The sequence below is a fragment of the Streptomyces wedmorensis genome (genome assembly GCF_000716445.1).
Taxonomy (GTDB): domain Bacteria; phylum Actinomycetota; class Actinomycetes; order Streptomycetales; family Streptomycetaceae; genus Streptomyces; species Streptomyces wedmorensis.
Genome location: NZ_JNWK01000023.1, coordinates 42,753 through 61,120, shown reverse-complemented (window position 1 = coordinate 61,120; position 18,368 = coordinate 42,753). Strand labels below are relative to the sequence as shown.

The 18,368-nt window shown below is 72.1% G+C and carries 13 protein-coding genes; 4 read left to right on the top strand and 9 right to left on the bottom strand.

The window, feature by feature from the left end; genetic code table 11:
• Nucleotides 1–68: 68 nt before the first annotated feature.
• The 4 genes from OO54_RS19515 to nsdA all read right to left on the bottom strand — a co-directional run bounded on the left by OO54_RS19515 (nt 69) and on the right by nsdA (nt 6,021).
• Nucleotides 69–2,516, bottom strand: a complete 2,448-nt coding sequence (locus tag OO54_RS19515) for a [protein-PII] uridylyltransferase (RefSeq protein ID WP_033204773.1) — start codon at nt 2,514–2,516, stop codon at nt 69–71.
• Nucleotides 2,517–2,537: 21 nt separating this feature from the next.
• Complete coding sequence (locus OO54_RS19510) at nt 2,538–2,876, bottom strand: P-II family nitrogen regulator (RefSeq protein WP_004924863.1); 339 nt, start codon at nt 2,874–2,876, stop codon at nt 2,538–2,540.
• The gene (locus tag OO54_RS19505; RefSeq protein WP_033204770.1) at nt 2,873–4,219 is read right to left on the bottom strand and encodes an ammonium transporter; all 1,347 of its coding nucleotides are present in this window, start codon (nt 4,217–4,219) and stop codon (nt 2,873–2,875) included. The genes OO54_RS19510 and OO54_RS19505 overlap by 4 nt, the downstream gene beginning before the upstream one ends.
• Before the next feature lie 326 nt (nt 4,220–4,545).
• Nucleotides 4,546–6,021, bottom strand: a complete 1,476-nt coding sequence (nsdA, locus tag OO54_RS19500) for a transcriptional repressor NsdA (RefSeq protein ID WP_026057597.1) — start codon at nt 6,019–6,021, stop codon at nt 4,546–4,548.
• Nucleotides 6,022–6,448: 427 nt separating this feature from the next.
• On the opposite strand from nsdA, the gene OO54_RS19495 reads away from it, so the two are divergent.
• Nucleotides 6,449–7,102 carry a bifunctional DNA primase/polymerase gene (locus OO54_RS19495; protein WP_033204768.1) on the top strand — a complete coding sequence of 218 codons (654 nt, stop codon included), beginning with the start codon at nt 6,449–6,451 and terminating at the stop codon, nt 7,100–7,102.
• A gap of 66 nt (nt 7,103–7,168) precedes the next feature.
• Here OO54_RS19495 and ftsY read toward each other — a convergent pair whose 3' ends face one another.
• Nucleotides 7,169–8,386 carry a signal recognition particle-docking protein FtsY gene (gene ftsY, locus OO54_RS19490; RefSeq protein ID WP_033204766.1) on the bottom strand — a complete coding sequence of 406 codons (1,218 nt, stop codon included), beginning with the start codon at nt 8,384–8,386 and terminating at the stop codon, nt 7,169–7,171.
• Nucleotides 8,387–8,473: 87 nt separating this feature from the next.
• On the opposite strand from ftsY, the gene OO54_RS19485 reads away from it, so the two are divergent.
• Nucleotides 8,474–9,928 carry a cytosine permease gene (locus tag OO54_RS19485; protein ID WP_033204765.1) on the top strand — a complete coding sequence of 485 codons (1,455 nt, stop codon included), beginning with the start codon at nt 8,474–8,476 and terminating at the stop codon, nt 9,926–9,928.
• Between the two features lie 52 nt (nt 9,929–9,980).
• On the top strand, nt 9,981–10,952 hold the full coding sequence (locus tag OO54_RS19480) for an LLM class flavin-dependent oxidoreductase (protein WP_033204763.1): 972 nt from the start codon (nt 9,981–9,983) through the stop codon (nt 10,950–10,952).
• 74 nt (nt 10,953–11,026) lie between these two features.
• Here the strand turns inward: OO54_RS19480 and OO54_RS19475 are convergent, their stop codons facing one another.
• The 4 genes from OO54_RS19475 to OO54_RS19460 all read right to left on the bottom strand — a co-directional run bounded on the left by OO54_RS19475 (nt 11,027) and on the right by OO54_RS19460 (nt 17,248).
• Entirely contained in the window at nt 11,027–12,460 is a 1,434-nt protein-coding gene (locus OO54_RS19475) for a sugar porter family MFS transporter (protein WP_033204761.1), read from the bottom strand.
• A 180-nt stretch (nt 12,461–12,640) separates the two neighbouring features.
• Nucleotides 12,641–16,192: a chromosome segregation protein SMC gene (smc, locus tag OO54_RS19470; RefSeq protein ID WP_033204759.1), complete on the bottom strand. Its 3,552-nt coding sequence runs from the start codon at nt 16,190–16,192 to the stop codon at nt 12,641–12,643.
• 166 nt (nt 16,193–16,358) lie between these two features.
• Nucleotides 16,359–16,577 carry a hypothetical protein gene (locus tag OO54_RS19465; RefSeq protein ID WP_015036455.1) on the bottom strand — a complete coding sequence of 73 codons (219 nt, stop codon included), beginning with the start codon at nt 16,575–16,577 and terminating at the stop codon, nt 16,359–16,361.
• Between the two features lie 389 nt (nt 16,578–16,966).
• Nucleotides 16,967–17,248, bottom strand: coding sequence for an acylphosphatase (locus tag OO54_RS19460; protein ID WP_078905263.1), 282 nt, complete (start codon nt 17,246–17,248; stop codon nt 16,967–16,969).
• A gap of 180 nt (nt 17,249–17,428) precedes the next feature.
• Here OO54_RS19460 and OO54_RS19455 point away from each other — a divergent pair, with 180 nt between their 5' ends.
• Nucleotides 17,429–18,364: a CAP domain-containing protein gene (locus OO54_RS19455; protein ID WP_033204758.1), complete on the top strand. Its 936-nt coding sequence runs from the start codon at nt 17,429–17,431 to the stop codon at nt 18,362–18,364.
• Nucleotides 18,365–18,368: the final 4 nt, after the last annotated feature.

Genomic DNA, 18,368 nt, shown 5'->3' with positions numbered 1-18,368 from the left:
ATCCGGCCGCTCGAAGTGTGTGCCCCCGCCCGCCCGATCCGGCGTGCGGGGGCGGGTCGGTCATCGGCTCACCGCAGCGCCTCCTCCAGCGTGCGGGCCAGGTCGATCGCCTCCTCGTCCGGGAGGAGGGAGCCGTCGGGGCGGGTCACGTAGAGGGTGTCGACGGCGTTGGCCCCGAGGGTGGAGACGTGGGCGCTCCTGACGCGTACCGCGGCTCCCTCCAGGGCGCGGCCGATGCGGTGGAGGAGGCCGGGGGCGTCCTGCGCGCGGACCTCGATGACGGTGGCGAGGCGGGAGTCGGCGGCGGCGACGGTGACGCGGGGCGGCGGGGCGGTGAGGCCGCGCCGGCGCGGGTAGGCGGCGTCGCGTTCGGCGAGGCGGGCGGGGACGTCGAGGGTGCCGTCGAGGGCGCGGACGAGGTCGGCGCGGAGCCGGGCGGCTTCGGGCAGGGAGCCGTACTCGGCGGCGACGCGCCAGTCGAGGACGAGGACGGAGCCGGAGCCGAGCGCGGTGGGCAGTTCCACGGCCCTGAGGTCGGCGGCGCGGACGGTGAGCCGGTGGAGGGCGAGGACGCCGGCGACGGCGGGGAGGACGCCGGGCTGGTCGGGCAGGGCGATGAGGAGTTCGACGCCGACGGGCTCGGGCTCCTCGGGCTCCGCCGCGACCGGTTCGGTGTGCAGGGCGAGCACGGGTTCACCGGTGCGGAGGGCCTCCACGGCGAGGCGTTCCTGCTCGGCGCTGGGGGCGGCGGCCTCGGGGTCGGGCGGGGTCTCGCCCGCGAGGACGCCGGCGACGCGTTTGACCAGGTCCGCGACGAGTGAGGCGCGCCAGGACGACCAGGCGGCGGGGCCGGTGGCGAGGGCGTCGGCCTCGGTGAGGGCGTGGAGGAGTTCGAGGGTGCCGAGGGTGCCGACGGCCTGGGCGACGGACTGGACGGTGGCGGGGTCGTCGAGGTCGCGGCGGGTGGCGGTCTCGATGAGGAGGAGGTGGTGGCGGACGGCGGTGGCGATGACGCCGACGTCGGTGCGGTCGAAGCCGATGCGGGCGGCGACGTCGCGGGCGATGGTCTCGCCGGCGACGGAGTGGTCGCCCGGCCAGCCCTTGCCGATGTCGTGGAGGAGGGCGGCCACGAGGAGGAGGTCGGGGCGGCCGACGCGGCGGGTGAGGGAGGCGGCGCGTACGGCGGTCTCGACGAGGTGGCGGTCGACGGTCCAGGTGTGGACGGGGTTGCGCTGGGGCCGGCAGCGGACCCGTTCCCAGTCGGGGAGCAGCAGGGTGATCAGGCCTTCGGCCTCCAGGGCCTCCCAGACGGGCACGGTGGCCTCGCCGGCGCCGAGGAGGGTGACGAGTTCCTCGCGTGCTTCGGCGGGCCAGGGCACGGGGAGGGGTTTGGCGGCCGCGGCGAGGCGGCGTACGGCGTGCAGGGAGATCGGCAGGGCGGACTGGGCCGCCGCGGCGGCGGCCCGCAGGGGCAGCACGGGGTCGCGTTCGGGCCTGGCGCTGAGGGCGAGGACGGCTTCGCCGTCCATCTCGACGACGCCTTCGGCGAGCGGGGTGCGCTCGACGGGCGGTTTCGTGCCCCCGGTGCGGCTCAGGAGGGCGCGCAGCCGGGGCCGGGCGGAGCGGGCCTTGAGGACGCGGTTGACCTCGCGCCAGGTGACGTCGGCGGCGTACGAGATGGTCCGGGCCGCCTCGTACACCTCGCGGAGCAGGGTGTCGGCGTCGAGGAGGCCGAGTCGGGCGGCGACGGCGTCCTGCTCCTGGAGGGCGAGCCGGTCGGTGGCCCGTCCCGTGGCCAGGTGGAGGGCGTCGCGGGCGTCGAGGAGCCGGCGGCGGGCGTCGTCGAGGCCTTCGCGGGGGGCGTCGGCGAGCCAGGAGGCGGCGACGGCGCGGAGGGCCTGGGCGTCGCGGAGGCCTCCTCTGGCCTCCTTGAGGTCGGGTTCGAGGAGGAACTGCAGCTCCCCCATGCGTTCGGCCCGCTCGCGGCAGAGTTCGTCGAGTTCGGGGAGGCGCTTGGGTGCCTGGTTGCGCCAGTCGGCGAGGACGGTGGTGCGCAGGGCGGCGACGAGCCCGTGGTCTCCGGCGACGGGCCGGGCGTCGAGGAGGCCGAGCTGGACCTTGAGGTCGTCGCCCGCGGTGGCGCGGGCCTCGGCGGGGGTGCGGACGGAGTGGTCGAGGGCGAGGCCGAGGTCCCAGACGGGGTACCAGACGCTGTCGGCGAGGGCGGCGACGGCGGCCTTGTCGGCGGTGCCGTCGTGGAGCAGGAGGAGGTCGAGGTCGCTGCGCGGGGAGAGTTCGGCTCGGCCGTATCCGCCGACGGCGACGAGGGCGACCCCGCGGGGCGGTGCGGCGGCCGCGGCGAAGAGGCCGGCCAGCCATTCGTCGGTGAGGCGGGCCAGGGCGGAACGGCGCGGCGGCCCGGACCGCTCCTTCTCGTCGAGAAGGAGCAGCCGGGCCGCCGCGTAACCGCCGGGTCCCGAATCTTCGGTCTCTGTACTCGCTTCGAGGCTCGTCACCCGGCGGCTCCTCACGTGTGATTACAGTGCGTCCGGACCGCGCTCGCCGGTGCGGACCCGTACGGCGGTCTCGACCGGCACGCTCCACACCTTGCCGTCACCGATCTTGCCGGTTCGGGCCGCCTTGACGACGACGTCGATGAGCTGTTCGGCGTCGTCGTCCTCGACGAGGACCTCGATGCGGATCTTGGGGACGAGGTCGACGGTGTACTCGGCGCCCCGGTAGACCTCGGTGTGGCCGCGCTGGCGGCCGTAGCCGCTGGCCTCGGTGACGGTGAGGCCGTGGACGCCGAACGCCTGGAGGGCCTCCTTGATCTCGTCGAGCCGGTGCGGCTTCACGACCGCGGTGATGAGCTTCATGCGTCCACCTTCTTGTTCTCCGTGACAACCGGGGCGGGGGCGGCGGTGGAGCGCGAGGAAGCGCCGCCGCCGGCTCCGCTGAAGTCGTACGCGGTCTCGGCGTGCTCGACCTGGTCGATGCCGGAGACCTCGTCGTCCTCGCTGACCCGCATCCCCATCGTCTTGTCGATGATCAGGGCGAGGATCGCGGAGACGATCAGAGAGTAGGCGAGGACGGCGAAGACGCCGACGGCCTGCTTGCCGAGCTGTTCGAGGCCGCCGCCGTAGAAGAGGCCCTTGGCGTCGGACTGGACGCCGCCGGTGGCGAAGAAGCCGACGAGGAGGGAGCCGACGATGCCGCCGACGAGGTGGACGCCGACGACGTCGAGGGAGTCGTCGTAGCCGAACTTGTACTTGAGGCCGACGGCCATGGCGCAGAGCAGACCGGCGATGGCGCCGACGGCGATCGCGCCGAGCGGGCTGACGGCGCCGCCGGACGGGGTGATCGCGACGAGTCCGGCGACCGCGCCGGAGGCGGCGCCGAGGGTGGTGAAGGCGCCGTGGCGGATCTTCTCGTAGAACAGCCAGGCGAGCATGGCGGCGGCGGTGGCGACCTGGGTGTTGACGAACATCACGGCGCCCACGCCGTCGTCGTTGCCGAGCCAGGAGCCTGCGTTGAAGCCGAACCAGCCGAACCAGAGGAGACCGGCGCCGAGCATGACCAGCGGGAGGCTGTGCGGGCGCATCGGGTCCTTCTTGAAGCCGACGCGCTTGCCGATGACGAGGATGACGCCGAGGGCGGCGGCGCCGGCGTTGATGTGGACGGCCGTGCCGCCGGCGAAGTCGATGACGCCCATCTCGAAGAGCCAGCCGCCGGAGCCCCAGACCCAGTGGGCGACGGGGAAGTAGACGATCGTGACCCAGAGGGTGATGAAGAGGGCCCAGGCCGTGAACTTCACGCGGTCGGCGAGGGCGCCGCTGATCAGCGCCGGCGTGATGATCGCGAACATCAGCTGGAAGACGGCGAAGACGTACACCGGGATGGTGTAACCGTCCCAGAGCTCGGTGAGGCCGATGCCGCTGAGGCCGACGTACTCGGAGGACCAGCCGATGAGCGATCCGGAGTCGGTGCCGAACGCGATGCTGAAGCCGTAGAGCACCCACAGGATCGTGACGATCCCGAGGCTGATGAAGCTCATCATCAGCATGTTGAGGGTGGACTTGACGCGGACCATGCCTCCGTAGAAGAAGGCGAGGGCCGGGGTCATCAGCATGACCAGGGCGGAGCAGATGAGCATGAACCCGGTGTTGGCGGCGGACAGCTCGGGGGCGTCTGCTGCCAGGGTCGTGATGGCTGGTGCCATCGGCGTCTCCTCGTCGTCGGTACGGCCTGTGCGGGGCGGGGCCGGAGAGAGCGGCCGGCCGCGAGGGGCGTGGCCGGTTATGGGCCAGAGATTCGCGCAGCGCGGTTTCCGTCGATGCCGCTCGATGTTTCGGCCCAGTGACGAAGGGATGGGGCGTGTTACGCGGCCGTGAACGGCCGGGTCACGAGGAGGTAACGTCCGTATCCTCCGCACGAGAAAAAGCCGGCCGCGCCGGCGTCCGTGTGACCTTGCGGCGGGGGAGCCGAGTCGGGCAGTACGGGACGTCCGGCGCGGCCGGGGTCTGTGCGGGCCGCGGGGGCCCTGGGTCAGACCGCTTCGGCGGCCTCGGGCAGGAGCTGGGTGAGCCGGTCGGTGAGCTGGACGACCTCGGCGACGTCGCTGTAGTTGCGGGCGGCGTGGTCGACGGTCTTGCGCAGGCGGGTGTTGACCCGCTCGGAGCGGATGCTGCGGGCGACCCCGAGGGCCTTCTCGGCGAGGACGACGGACTGCTCGGGCTCGCGCTTGAGGAGGTGGACGGTGGCCATGCCGATGAGGTTGAGCGCGTACGACCGCTGGTGGTCGGGGTCCTTCTCGAAGAGCTCGACGGCCCGCTCCATGACGGGCTCGGCGAGCGAGGCGTAGGTCGGGGAGCGTCCGGCGACGTAGGCGAGGTCGCGGTAGGAGTGGGAGTTCTCGCCGTTGAGCTCGGCCTCGGAGAAGAAGCCGATCCAGTCGGGCTCGGGCTCGCCGTCGAGGCCGACGTCGGCGAAGGTGTCCTCGGCCATCCGGACGGCCCGCTTGCACTTGGAGGGCTGGCCCATGTTGGCATAGGCCCGGGCCTCCATCGCATACAGCATGGCCTGGGTGCGCGGGGTGGCGCAGTCCCGACTGCCGTACTGGGCGAGGTGGATGAGTTCGAGGGCGTCGTCGGGCCGGCCGAGGTGGATCATCTGGCGGCTCATGGACGACAGGATGTACGAGCCGAGGGGCTTGTCGCCGGCTTCCTTGGCGGCGTGCAGGGCGAGCACGAAGTACTTCTGGGCGGTGGGCTGGAGGCCCACGTCGTAGCTCATCCAGCCGGCGAGTTCGGCGAGTTCGGCGGCGCAGGTGAAGAGGCGCTTGGCGGTGGCGGTGGGCTGGGGCTCCTGGAGGAGGTCGGTGACCTCGTGGAGCTGTCCGACGACGGCCTTGCGGCGCAGTCCGCCGCCGCACTGGGCGTCCCACTTGCGGAACATGGCGGTGGTGGACTCCAGGAGGTCGAGTTCGACCTCGGAGAGCCGGTTGGGGCGGCGGACGTCGGCGAGGGGGTCGGGCCGCTCGATGTCACCGGCCGGGGTGGGGACGAGCCAGCGCTGCATCGGTTCGATGAGGGCGGGTCCGGCGGCGAGCGACAGGGACGAGCCGAGGAAGCCGCGGCGGGCGAGCATGAGGTCGCTGCGGGAGAACTCGCTGAGCAGGGCGACTGTCTGCGGCCCCGCCCAGGGCAGGTCGACGCCGGAGACGGACGGCGACTGGTGGGCGGTGCGCAGGCCGAGGTCCTCGACGGCGACGACGGATCCGAAGCGCTCGGAGAACAGCTCGGAGAGGATGCGCGGGATGGGTTCGCGCGGCTGCTCGCCGTCGAGCCAGCGGCGCACCCGCGAGGTGTCGGTGGAGATGTGGTGCGCGCCCATCTGGCGCGCCCTGCGGTTCACCTGCCGCGCGAGTTCGCCCTTGGACCAGCCGCTGCGCACGAACCACGAGCCCAGCTGCTCGTTCGGGCGCTTGCCGGCAGTCGTACCGTCTGCGCCGTTGCCGCCCACTGGAACGCCCCCATCCACCTGATTGCCTGTCGTGCGAACCCCTATCAGAATGCCGCGTCCCGCGGCACACGTCCGGCGTTCGCGCTCCTTCGAACTGGAAACCGGGTTGCCTCCGGCATACCCGCGCGTGCACGTGGCCCCCGGGGTTCGAGTACCGAAAGTAATCCTACGATCACCCCTCTACGAGGGCGATTCAAGAAACGCCACCATTCGCCACCCCTTCGAATGAACTCGCCGCCCGTGGAACGCGATTCACTTGACATGCGACGAACCGGAGTCGGCGGACGGAAGCGCGGAGAGGCGCGCGCGGCGGCCCGCACCACCCCCCGCACGACCGCGCGCCACATTCGGCGACGGAAACGTGACGAAGGGTGACGACGGTGCTCCGGGTCGTAACCACCGGCGCGCTCGACCCGTTGGAGGGGGCATGGGTTTCACGATCGGCGGCATTCGTGAGATGCGGTCCGGCGCACGCCGCCGCGTACGCACCACGGAGTGCACAGCGGTGGCGGAGTACACAGGACTGTGGGGCTGGGACGTGGCCCCCGGAGCTCGGGCCGTGTCCGGCCAGTGCTCCTGCGGGGACCGGGCGTGCGCGGCCCCGGGCGCACACCCCCTCTCCTTCGCGGAACCGGTGCCGGCCGGCGCCGGCCTCGACGACGCCGTGAAGGCGTGGTCCGAGTACCCGGGCGCGGCGCTGCTGCTGCCGGTGGGCAAGGCCTTCGACGTGATCGAGGTCGCCGAGGCGGCGGGCCGGCGGGCGCTGGTGCGCCTGGAGCGCATGGGGCTGCCGCTCGGCCCGGTGTGCGCGACCCCGACCGGCCGGGCGCGGTTCTTCGTGGCGCCGGGCGCGGCGGCCGAGCTGCCCCAGCTGCTGTACCGGATGGGCTGGGACGACGCCGATCTGGACCTGCACTGTCTGGGTCCCGGCAGCCACATCACCGCTCCCCCGTCGGACCTGGGCGGGCTCGGGCCGGTGCGCTGGCTGCGGCCGCCGACCCTCGACACGGCGGGGGCGCCGCCGCAGGCACGGCTGCTGCTCGGCACGCTGGCGTACATCTGCCACCGGACGCACTTCTGACCCCAGGTACACGGAAGGGCCCCCGCCATCGGATGGCGGGGGCCCTTCCGTGTGCCGTACGGGGTGTCAGTCGCCGATCAGGGCGTCGACGAAGGCGCCGGGCTCGAAGGGAGCCAGGTCGTCCGGGCCCTCGCCCAGGCCGACCAGCTTGACCGGGACGCCCAGCTCGCGCTGGACGGCCACGACGATGCCGCCCTTGGCGGTGCCGTCGAGCTTGGTCAGGACGATGCCGGTGATGTCGACGACCTCGGCGAAGACGCGCGCCTGGATGAGGCCGTTCTGGCCCGTGGTGGCGTCGAGGACGAGGAGGATCTCGTCGAGCGGGCCGTGCTTCTCGACGACGCGCTTGACCTTGCCGAGCTCGTCCATGAGGCCGGTCTTGGTGTGGAGGCGGCCGGCGGTGTCGATGAGGACGACGTCGGCGCCCTCGGCGATGCCCTCCTTGACCGCGTCGAAGGCGATCGACGCCGGGTCGCCGCCCTCGGGTCCGCGCACGGTGCGGGCACCGACGCGCTCGCCCCAGGTCTGGAGCTGGTCGGCGGCGGCGGCGCGGAAGGTGTCGGCCGCGCCGAGGACGACGGACTTGCCGTCGGCGACGAGGACGCGGGCCAGCTTGCCGGTGGTGGTGGTCTTGCCGGTGCCGTTGACGCCGACGACCATGACGATGCCCGGGACGTCCGCGGGGCTCTCGGTCTTGACCGTGCGGTCGAGGTCGGGGCCGAGGAGGGCGACGAGCTCCTCGCGGAGCAGGCCGCGCAGCTCGTCCGGGCTGCGGGTGCCGAGCACCTTGACCCGCTCGCGGAGCCGGTCGACGAGCTCCTGGGTGGGGGCGACGCCGACGTCGGCGGTGAGGAGGGTCTCCTCGATCTCCTCCCAGGTGTCCTCGTCGAGGTGCTCGCGGGACAGGAGCGTCAGCAGCCCCTTGCCGAGCGAGTTCTGGGAGCGGGCGAGGCGGGCCCGGAGCCGTACGAGACGGCCCGCGGTGGGCTCCGGGACCTCGATCTCGGGGGCGGCGGGAGCCTCGGGCTCCTCGACGGCGACCGGGGCCTCGGGGGCCTCGGTCGGGGGAAGGTCGACCTCCTCGACGGTGCGCCGTGGTTCTTCCCGCGGCGTCTCCGCCTCGTCGCCGACGTGCGGTTCGGCGGGCGGAGCGGTGATGGTCGGCGTGGTGGACGGCGGCTCGGCCGGCGGCAGCTGCTTCTTCTTGCGACCGCTGATCACGAGCCCGCTTGTCACGGCGACCGCGACGACCAGGGCGATGACTACAGCAAGGATGAGTTCCATAACGGGTCCAGTATCGGCCACGAAGGCGCCGTGGGCGGAGCACGTAGAGTGGGTGGTTCCCCCACATCTGTCCAACGGAGTACCCCTATGCCCCACGCCTCCGATGCCGAAGGCGCGACGCTCGACGGCGCCATGGAGACCCGCGGTCTCGAACCCGTCCCCGACGCCGAGCGGACCGGCCGGGTCCACGAGCTCTTCCCGACCTGGGTCGCGGCCAACATCAGCGTGCTGCTGCTCACCATGGGCGCCGGGCTCGTCGTCTTCAACGGCCTGAACTTCTGGCAGGTCCTGACGGTGGCGATCGTGGCGCCGGTCCTGTCGTACGGGATCGTCGGAGTGATCTCGATCGCGGGCAAGCGCGGCGGGGCGCCCGGCATGGCGCTGTCGCGGGCCGTGTTCGGTCAGCGCGGAAACCTTTTTCCCGGTGCGCTCATCTGGGTGGCCCGCTGGGGGTGGGAGACGATCAACGCGGTCGCGGGGGCGTACGCGGTGCTGACCGTGCTCGACCTGCTCTTCGGCGTGAAGTCGAACACGCTCCTCATCGTGGTGACGCTGCTTCTCTTCGTCACCTGCACGTTCCTGGTGTCGGGGCTGGGGATCCAGGCGCTGCGGGTGTGCAGCAAGTGGTCGACGTACCTCTTCGGCGCCTTCTCGGTGCTCGTCCTGGTCTACCTGGCGGCGAACACCGACTGGTCGGCGGTCTTCGACAAGCCGGCCGGTTCGACCGCGATGCTGGTCGCGGGCATCGGCACCATCGCGGCCGGCGGCATCAGCTGGGTGCCGTCGGGCCCCGACTTCACCCGCTACCTGCCCCGCACGGCCTCCTCGCGGGCGATGGTCGGCTCGACGATCGGCGGCGCCGGGATCGTGGTGCTCCCGATGGTGCTGATGGGCGCGGTGATGGCGGTGTCCACGCCGGACCTGGCGGCGGCACAGGACCCGGTCTCCTTCATCGGCGAGCTGCTGCCGATGTGGATCTCCGTGCCGTACCTGGTGATCGCCCTGATCGGAATGCTGCTGATCAACTCGATGTCGATGTACTCGGCCGGGTTCACCGCGCAGACCCTGGGCATCAAGGTGTCCCGTGCGGCGGCGGTGAGCGTCAACGCCGTGATCAGCCTGGTCTTCGGCTTCCTCCTGATGGTGGTGGCGACCAGCTTCATCGGCTCGTTCATCTCCTTCCTCACCCTGCTCGCGGTGGCGTTCTCGGCGTGGATCGGCGTCTTCGGCGTGGACATGCTGCGCCGGACGTCGTACGACGCCGCGGCGCTGATGGACACCACCAGGACCAGCGCCTACTGGTACCGGGGCGGTTTCGCCTGGCAGGCGATGACGGCGTGGGCCGTGGCGCTGATCGTGGGCCTGCTGTTCACCAAGGTCGACTGGTTCTCGGGTCCGCTCGCGTCCTCGTGGATCGGCGAGAACGGCCTGGGGTGGGCGGCGACGATCGTGGTCGCGGGCGTGCTGTACGCGGTGCTGCCGCGCACCGCGCCGAAGGCTCCGGCGGCGGTCGCCGAAGTGCGCGAGACCGTTTCCATCTGACGCTTCGTCAGCTACCGTCCCCCTTCCGCGCACCTGCGAAGGGGGACTTCCCATGCCGTTCAGCGTCGTACGGTTCAACCTCGTCGATCCCCGGGCGACCCCCGCATCCCTCTCGGAGCGCTACCGGGCCGCGCTCGCCATGACGGCGTACGCCGACGAGCACGGCGTCGACACCGTGCAGACCGAGGAGCACCACGGGGTCGAGAACAACTGGCTGCCCTCCCCCTTCGCCTTCGCGGGCGCGGTCTTCGGCGCGACGCGCAGGATCGCGGTCACCGTCTCGGCGATCATCGGCCCGCTGCACGACCCGCTCCGCCTGGCCGAGGACATCGCGGTCCTGGACCTGCTCAGCGGCGGGCGGCTGGTCACCGTGGCGGGCATCGGCTACCGGCCGGAGGAGTACGAGGAGCGCGGGGTCGACTGGGGCCGGCGCGGCCGGCTCCAGGACGAGCTCCTGGAGACCCTGCTCACGGCCTGGACCGGGGAGCCGTTCACGTATCGGGGCCGTACGGTACGGGTCACCCCGCGTCCCTTCACCCAGCCGCATCCGATGCTGCTCGTCGGCGGTTCGTCGCGGGCGGCGGCGCGGCGGGCGGCCCGGCTCGGGCTGCCGTTCTTCCCGAGCGCGCACCTGCCGGAGCTCGACGCGTACTACCGGGAGCGGTGCGCGGAGTACGGCACCGAGGGCTGGACGATGATGCCGGCCGAGGAGACCCCGCTGCTGCACCTGTCGCGGGACCCGGACCGGACCTGGGCGGAGTACGGGGAGCACTTCCTGCACGAGGCGCGGACGTACGCCTCCTGGCAGTCCAAGGACATCACCTCGGCGGTGCGGTCGTCCGCGACGACGGTGGCGGAGTTGCGGGCGGAGGGGGTGTACCGGGTCGTGACGCCCGAGGAGTGCCTGGCGCTCGGGCTGGAGAGCGTGGTGCTGCACCCGCTGTGCGGCGGGATGCCGGTGGAGGAGGGGTGGCGGAGCCTTCGGCTGTTCTGCGACGACGTGGTGCCGGGGCTCGGGGCCTGAGACGACGTACCGCCCCGGCCGGAGGCGTGAGGCCTCGGCCGGGGCAGTCGTCGCGAGGAGGGGGGCAGCGGGGATCAGCCCATCTCCTCCAACGCCTTGCCCTTGGTCTCCTTGACGTACCTGAGCACGAAGGGGATCGAGAGCACGGCGAAGACCGTGTAGATGATGTAGGTGCCGGAGAGGTTCCAGTCCGCGAGGGACGGGAAGCTGGCGGTGATGGCCCAGTTGGCGATCCACTGGGCGGAGGCGGCGACGCCGAGGGCCGCGGCCCGGATCCGGTTGGGGAACATCTCGCCGAGGAACACCCAGACCACCACGCCCCACGAGAGGGCGAAGAAGAGCACGAAGACATGGGCGGCGACGAGGGCCACGACGCCCTGGGTCTCGGGCAGCTTGCCGTCGACGAGGTCGGCGGAGAAGGCCCAGGCCTCGACGGCGAGGGCGATCGCCATGCCGACGGAGCCGACGAGGGCGAGCGGCTTGCGGCCGACCCGGTCGACCAGGACCATCGCGATCACGGTGCCGATGATGTTGATGATCGACGTGGTGAACGAGTAGAAGAACGAGCTCGACGGGTCGATGCCGACGGACTGCCAGAGGGTCGCGGAATAGTAGAACGCGACGTTGATGCCGACGAGCTGCTGGAAGACCGAGAGCCCGATGCCGACCCAGACGATGGGCAGCAGCCGGTACTTGCCGCCGGCGACGAGCAGGTCCTTGAAGGTGGACTTGTGCTCGCTGCGCATGGCGCGGTCGATCTCGGCGACGCGGTGGTCCAGGTCGACGCCGTGGCCCTCGACCTCGGCGAGGACCTCCTTGGCCCGGTCGGTCTTCCCGACGGAGATGAGGAAGCGGGGGGACTCGGGGATGGCGAAGGACAGCATCCCGTAGAGGAGCGCGGGGACGACCATCACGCCGAGCATCCACTGCCAGGCTTCCAGACCGCCGATCTCACCGCGCTGGTCGCCGTCGGCGAGCTGGAGGATGCCGTAGTTGACCAGCTGGGAGATGGCGATGCCGATGACGATCGCGGCCTGCTGGAAGGAGCCGAGGCGGCCGCGGTAGGCGGCGGGGGCGACCTCGGCGATGTAGGCGGGGCCGATGACGGAGGCCATGCCGATGGCGAAGCCTCCGACGATCCGCCAGAAGGCGAGGTCCCAGAGGGCGAAGGGGAGCGCGGAGCCGACGGCACTGACGGCGAACAGCGCCGCCGAGATCTGCATGCAGCGGATGCGGCCGATCCGGTCGGCGATCCGGCCGGCGGTCGCGGCGCCGATGGCGCAGCCGATCAGCGCGATGGCGATGACCTGGGCGAGGGTGCCGGAGCCGATGTCGTACCGGTCGCGGATCGCCTCGACCGCGCCGTTGATCACGGAGCTGTCGTAGCCGAAGAGGAATCCACCCATCGCGGCCGAGGCCGTGATGAAGATGACGTGGCCGAGGTGGTCCGGGTGGGCGGCTCGGCCTTCGGAAGGCGGCGGCGTGGGCGCCTGCGCGGTGTTGGTCACATGGACTCCTCGGTGGGGGGAAGCCCTTCCAGTGGCGCACAACTTCACGCCGCCCACCACGTGAAGGTAAAAGCAACGTTGCAGAGACTATGCCTTCAAGTTTCGAAGTCAATAGTCGATGTCATGTGACTTTAACGAGGCCATGGGGGCTCTTGAGTTCAAGACTTGAAGAAGGGGGGTTCAGCGAAGCCGCTGACTGATCACCTTCGAGACGCCGTCGCCCTGCATGGAGACGCCGTACAGCGCGTCCGCGACCTCCATCGTCCGCTTCTGGTGCGTGATCACGATCAGCTGCGACGACTCCTGGAGCTCCTGCATGATCCGGATCAGCCGCTGGAGGTTGGTGTCGTCGAGCGCCGCCTCGACCTCGTCCATCACATAGAACGGGCTGGGCCTCGCCTTGAAGATGGAGACGAGCAGCGCCACGGCCGTCAGCGACCGCTCGCCGCCCGAGAGCAGCGAGAGGCGCTTGACCTTCTTGCCCGGCGGACGGGCCTCCACGTCGACGCCGGTGGTGAGCATGTTGTCCGGGTCGGTGAGGATCAGCCGGCCCTCGCCGCCCGGGAAGAGCCGCGAGAAGACCCCCTCGAACTCCCGGGCCGTGTCCCGGTAGGCCTCGGTGAAGACCTGCTCGACGCGCACGTCGACCTCCTTCACGACCTGAAGCAGGTCGATCCGGGTCTTCTTCAGGTCCTCCAGCTGCTCCGAGAGGAACCGGTGCCGCTCCTCGAGCGCCGCGAACTCCTCCAGGGCCAGCGGATTGACCTTGCCGAGCTGGTGATACGCCCGTTCGGCGGCCTTGAGCCGCTTCTCCTGCTCCGAACGGACGAACGGCCGCGGCGAGGCGGCGGGGTCGTCGGAGCCGTTCCGGTCGGTGCCGTCCTCGACCGGCGACGCGGGCACGGGCTGGTCGGGGCCGTACTCCGCCACCAGGTCGGTCGTCTCGACGCCGAACTCCTCCAGCGCCTTCGCCTCCAGCTGCTCGATCCGCAGCCTCTTCTCGGCGCCGAGCACCTCGCCCCGGTGGACGGAGTCGGTCAGCTTGTCGAGCTCGGCCTTGAGGTCCCGGGCGCGGGTCCTTGCGGCCGTCAGCCCCTCCTCGCGGTCGGCCCTGGCGGACTGGGCCGCCACCCGCTCCTGTTCGGCGCGGACGAGCGAGACCTCGACGTGGGCGAGGAGCGCGCGGGCGCCCGCGGCGACCGCGCCCGCGACCCGCTCCTCGTGGCGCAGCCGTGCCCGGCGCTGCTCGGCACGCACGCGTGCCTCCCGTTCGGCGCGGGCGGCCCGGTCGAGCGAGTCGGCCCGTCCGGCGAGCCCCTTGACCCGCTCCTCGTGGGTACGGACCTGGAGCCGCGCCTCCATCTCGGTCTGGCGCGCGTTGGAGCCGTCGATGGCGAGCCGGTCGCGGACCGCGGTGTCGGGCTCGTCCTCGCCGTCCCCGAAGGCGGTGGCCTCCTGGGCGACGAGCAGCCGCTCGGCGAGCTCCTCGGCGTCGGCGGTGGCCTTCTCCAGCGCCTCCTGGGCACGGGCGGCGGCCGCCGCGGTCCGCTCGGCCTCCCCCGCCGCTCCCCTGGCCTGGCCGGCGAGCCGACCGAGCTGCTGGGCGACGGCGGACTTCTCGCGCTCGGCGGCCCGGCGGCGGGTGTCGAGCTCCTCGACGAGCGCGCCCGCGGTACGGCGCCGCTCGTCGGCCTCGCGCTGCTCGTCGGCCAACGCCTCGCAGCGGACGGTCAGTTCGTCGAGCTCTGCGGCGGCCTCGGCCACCGAGGCCTGGACTTCGAGCAGGCTGGGCGCCCCGGCGGAGCCGCCCTGGGCGAAGTGGGCGCCGAGGAGGTCCCCTTCGGCGGTGACCGCGGTCAGCGCGGGCCGGGCCCTGACCAGTTCGGCGGCCTCGTCCAGGCCCTCGACGACCACAACGCCGGCCAGCAACCGGCGTACGGCACCCATGAGTTCGGCGGGCCCCCGCACCAGCTCGGCGACCTGGAGGCACCCGTCGGCGATGGCGGGCGGCTGCTCGGGGGCGCCGGTCAGGAGCAGCGAGGCGCGGCCCGCGTCCTGCTTGCGCAGCAGGCGGAGTGCGTCGGCGGCGGCGGAGGGTCCGGTGGCCGCGACCGCGTCGGCGGCCGCGCCGAGGGCGGCGGCGACGGGGATCTCGTATCCCGGGGTGACGGTGAGGAGTTCGGCCGCCGGGCCGAGCAGTCCGGTGAGGCCGGCGGCGAGGAGCGCGCCCGTGCCGTCCTTGCGGCGCAGGCCGAGGGCGAGGGTCTCGTGCCGGGCCCGGGTCGCGGCGCGGCGGCGCTCGGCGGTGCCGGCCGCCTCGCGTGCGGCGCTCAGGGCGGCCTCCGCCTCGGCGAGTTCGCGGCGGGCGGCCTCGTACCGTCCGGCGTGCTCGGTGTCCTCCGCGTCGAGGCCGTCGACCTCGGCCTTGAGCTGCTCGTACTCCTCCTGGGCCGCGGTGGCCCGCTCCCCCGCCTCGTCGCGGGCGGCGGCGAGACGGTCGATCTCGGCCTGGGCGGAAGCGGCGCGCGAGCGGGCCGCGTTGACCTGGCCGTGGAGTCGCGCGAGGCCCTCGCGCCGGTCGGCGATGGCCCGGGCCAGGTCCTTGAGCCGGCGCTCCTCGGCCGTCAGCGCCCGCTCCAGTTCGGCGCGGTGGGCGACGGTGTCCTCCAGGGCGCGTTCGGCCGCCTCCAGGGCCGCTTCGAGCTCCGCCTCCTGTTCGCGGACCCGGGCCGCTTCCCGTTCCAGGTCCTCAGGGTCGCGGCCGCGCCGCTCCTCGGCGGGCGCGGTGGTGGCGCTCTTCACGCGCGCGTCGGCCAGCGAGACGGTGCCGCGGACGCGTTCGGCGAGCTGGGAGAGGGCGTACCAGCTCTGCTGGGCGCGCTCCAGGCGGGGCACGAGGGCGCGGGCCTCCGCTTCGAGGTCCGCCTCCCGGGCGAGCGCGGCGCGCAGCTCGGCCTCGGTGGCCTCCTTGCGGGCGAGCAGCGCCGCCTCGTCCGCGACCTCGGCCGTGAGGGCCCGCTGGAGGCGGACGAGGTCGTCGGCGAGCAGGCGGAGGCGCGCGTCGCGCAGGTCGGCCTGGATGACGACGGCCCGGCGGGCGACGGCGGCCTGCCGGCCGAGGGGCTTGAGCTGGCGGCGCAGCTCGTCGGTGAGGTCCTGCACGCGCGCGAGGTTGGCCTGCATCGCGTCCAGCTTCCGCAGCGCCTTCTCCTTGCGCTTGCGGTGCTTGAGGACGCCCGCTGCCTCCTCGATGAAGGCGCGGCGGCCCATCGGGTCGGCGTGCAGCACGGAGTCGAGCTGGCCCTGTCCGACGATGACGTGCATCTCGCGCCCGATGCCGGAGTCGGAGAGCAGGTCCTGGAAGTCGAGCAGTCGGCAGGTGTCGCCGTTGATCTGGTACTCGCTGCTGCCGCCCCGGAACATGATCCGGGTGAGGGTGACCTCGGCGTAGTCGATGGGCAGCGCGCCGTCGGAGTTGTCGATGGTCAGCGAGACCTCGGCGCGGCCGAGCGGAGGGCGCCCGGTCGTGCCGGCGAAGATGACGTCCTCCATCTTGCCGCCGCGCAGCGACTTGGCGCCCTGCTCGCCCATGACCCAGGACAGGGCGTCCACGACGTTGGACTTGCCCGATCCGTTGGGCCCCACGACACAGGTGATCCCCGGCTCGAACCGGAGGGTGGTGGCCGATGCGAACGACTTGAATCCGCGGAGGGTCAGGGCCTTGAGGTGCACCCCGGGGACTCTACCGGGGCCCGCGCGTTTCACCCGCGAAGGTGCAGGGAAGATCCTCGGGTGAGGAGGGGTGGGACGTGGGGGAAACGGCGGGTGAAAGAGAGAAGGGACGCCTAAGCGCCCCTTGCAAGGAGTGTTTCCCACCTGGCCCCTGGGGGCTGGGTTGTCAGGTGAGCGCAGGCTCCGCCTGGGGTACGTCGAGGTCGATGCTGTTCAGCAGCGACTCTCCCTGGTGCTGAGCGGCGGCAGCTGCGAGCGAGTCGTTCTCGGACTGAATCCGTACCAGCTCGGATTCGAGGTCCTGGACGCGCTGCTGAAGCCGTCGCATCTCGGCGAGGAGTCGCGGGTCGGAGCCGCCGACGTAACCGAGAAGCGCCTTTGCCATGATGGATGGTCCTCCACAATGAGTGACCGACCGTAGTGGTGTGGGTCGTGAGGGATTCGCACCCGCGGTGCTCGGCAGTACTGCTAGTGGTGCCGGTTCCACTGCCAAACAGCTAAGGTGCGCGGGGCTTCCAGAGTCTCACCAAAAAGTTTGACGGTCAACACGATCACGCCCCGTTTGAAGGGCCGACCGAGGGGGCCACCACCGCTCAGCACGCGGCGGGTCCTCGCAACTCGGTGCCTCGGGGCGTCGCGATCATCCTTAAGCGGCAGCCTTGCACGACGGGCGCATATTGGCAACCACCAGGGCGTTTTCCCCTCACGCGACCGTTACCGCGCGTCCGTTCGACGCCCCGCACGGTCACCGGACGGGGCGTCGGAGCATGACCGTCAGCGGATGGCGAAGCTCTCGTAACCGCCACGCGGGGTGTCCCAGATCTCAGTGACGCCGTCCACGCGCCCGGGTGTGTCGGCGGAATGCAGCCAGTCGAGCAGACGGTGGCAATTCTCACGCGGCCCCTCGGCCACCACCTGCACCCGGCCGTCGTCGAGGTTCAGGGCGAAGCCCACCAGGCCGCCGATCTCCAAGGCGTTTGCCCTGGTGAACCAGCGAAAGCCCACTCCCTGCACCCGGCCGCGTACCCAGGCGGTCATCCGTACGTCGTCACTCATGGCTGCACGCTAACGGGCGGAATGCCAGATGAGCACGTCGCCCCCTGGGTCTCATGGCGTACAGTCCCGACGAACGCGCCTCACCCGTTCGGGCGCGCACCGTTCGATGTCGAACCGGAACGGTACCGACAGCAAAGATCAGCAAAGACCCGGCAAGAGATCAGCAGGAAGGCAGAGCAGATGGGACGCCACCGTCGCTCCGGCGCCGCACCCGCCTCAGAAGATTACGCGGCCGGTTCGGGCCGCCGAAACCGGGGTGCCCTCCGCGGGCGGCCCGTGCGCACCGGGCTGCTCGGCGTCTCCGCGGCGGTCGCCGTCGGCGCCGTCGCCGTCACCTCGGGACTCCTGCCGGGCGGGGAGACCTTCACGATCGGCAGCGCCGCGAACAGCGAGCAGCGCACGCTGTCCCGCCAGGCCCCGGAACTGACCACGCAGGGCGGATCCACCCAGACCCCCGCCGGCGAAGCGGGCGGTACGGGCAAGGGCACGGGCACGGGGAAGCCCGGCGGCGGTTCCGCCTCCCCTTCGGCGACCCCGTCCACGAAGCCGAGCCCGAAGGCCACCCCGAAGCCGGAGCCGACCCCGTCGAAGACGGCCACCGCGAAGCCCAAGCCCTCCACGGCGCCGGCGAAGGCACCGACGACGAAGGCACCCACCACGAAGGCACCCGCGCCGAAGCCGGACCCGACGACCGCGGCACCGACCGAGAAGGCCGCGGTCACCTCCACCGCCGACCGCGGCGGGGCCGCCGAGGCGGAGGTCCTCCGGCTGGTCAACGCCGAACGCGCCAAGGTCGGCTGCACCCCGGTCCGCGCCGACGCCCGCCTCGCCGCCCTGGCCGGCTCCTTCAGCGCCGACATGGCCACCCGCGGCTTCTTCGACCACACCGACCCCGACGGCGACACCCCCTGGGCCCGGGCCCAGCAGGCGGGCGTCTCCGGCATGGGCGGCGAGAACATCGCCCGCGGCCAGGTGGACGCTGCCTCCGTCATGACCTCCTGGATGAACAGCGACGGCCACCGCGCCAACATCCTCAACTGCGACTTCAACACCCTCGGCGTCGGCGTCCACTTCGCCGACGGCGGCCCTTGGTGGACCCAGGACTTCGGCTACTGAGCCG

Bases quoted from the DNA above. Each gene is read 5' to 3' on its own strand.
- OO54_RS19485 (WP_033204765.1), top strand. From the start codon at position 8,474: ATGCCCCACGCCTCCGATGCCGAAGGCGCGACGCTCGACGGCGCCATG.
- ftsY (WP_033204766.1), bottom strand. From the start codon at position 8,386: ATGGAACTCATCCTTGCTGTAGTCATCGCCCTGGTCGTCGCGGTCGCC.
- OO54_RS19455 (WP_033204758.1), top strand. From the start codon at position 17,429: ATGGGACGCCACCGTCGCTCCGGCGCCGCACCCGCCTCAGAAGATTAC.
- OO54_RS19460 (WP_078905263.1), bottom strand. From the start codon at position 17,248: ATGAGTGACGACGTACGGATGACCGCCTGGGTACGCGGCCGGGTGCAG.
- OO54_RS19505 (WP_033204770.1), bottom strand. From the start codon at position 4,219: ATGGCACCAGCCATCACGACCCTGGCAGCAGACGCCCCCGAGCTGTCC.
- OO54_RS19495 (WP_033204768.1), top strand. From the start codon at position 6,449: ATGGGTTTCACGATCGGCGGCATTCGTGAGATGCGGTCCGGCGCACGC.
- OO54_RS19480 (WP_033204763.1), top strand. From the start codon at position 9,981: ATGCCGTTCAGCGTCGTACGGTTCAACCTCGTCGATCCCCGGGCGACC.
- OO54_RS19465 (WP_015036455.1), bottom strand. From the start codon at position 16,577: ATGGCAAAGGCGCTTCTCGGTTACGTCGGCGGCTCCGACCCGCGACTC.
- OO54_RS19510 (WP_004924863.1), bottom strand. From the start codon at position 2,876: ATGAAGCTCATCACCGCGGTCGTGAAGCCGCACCGGCTCGACGAGATC.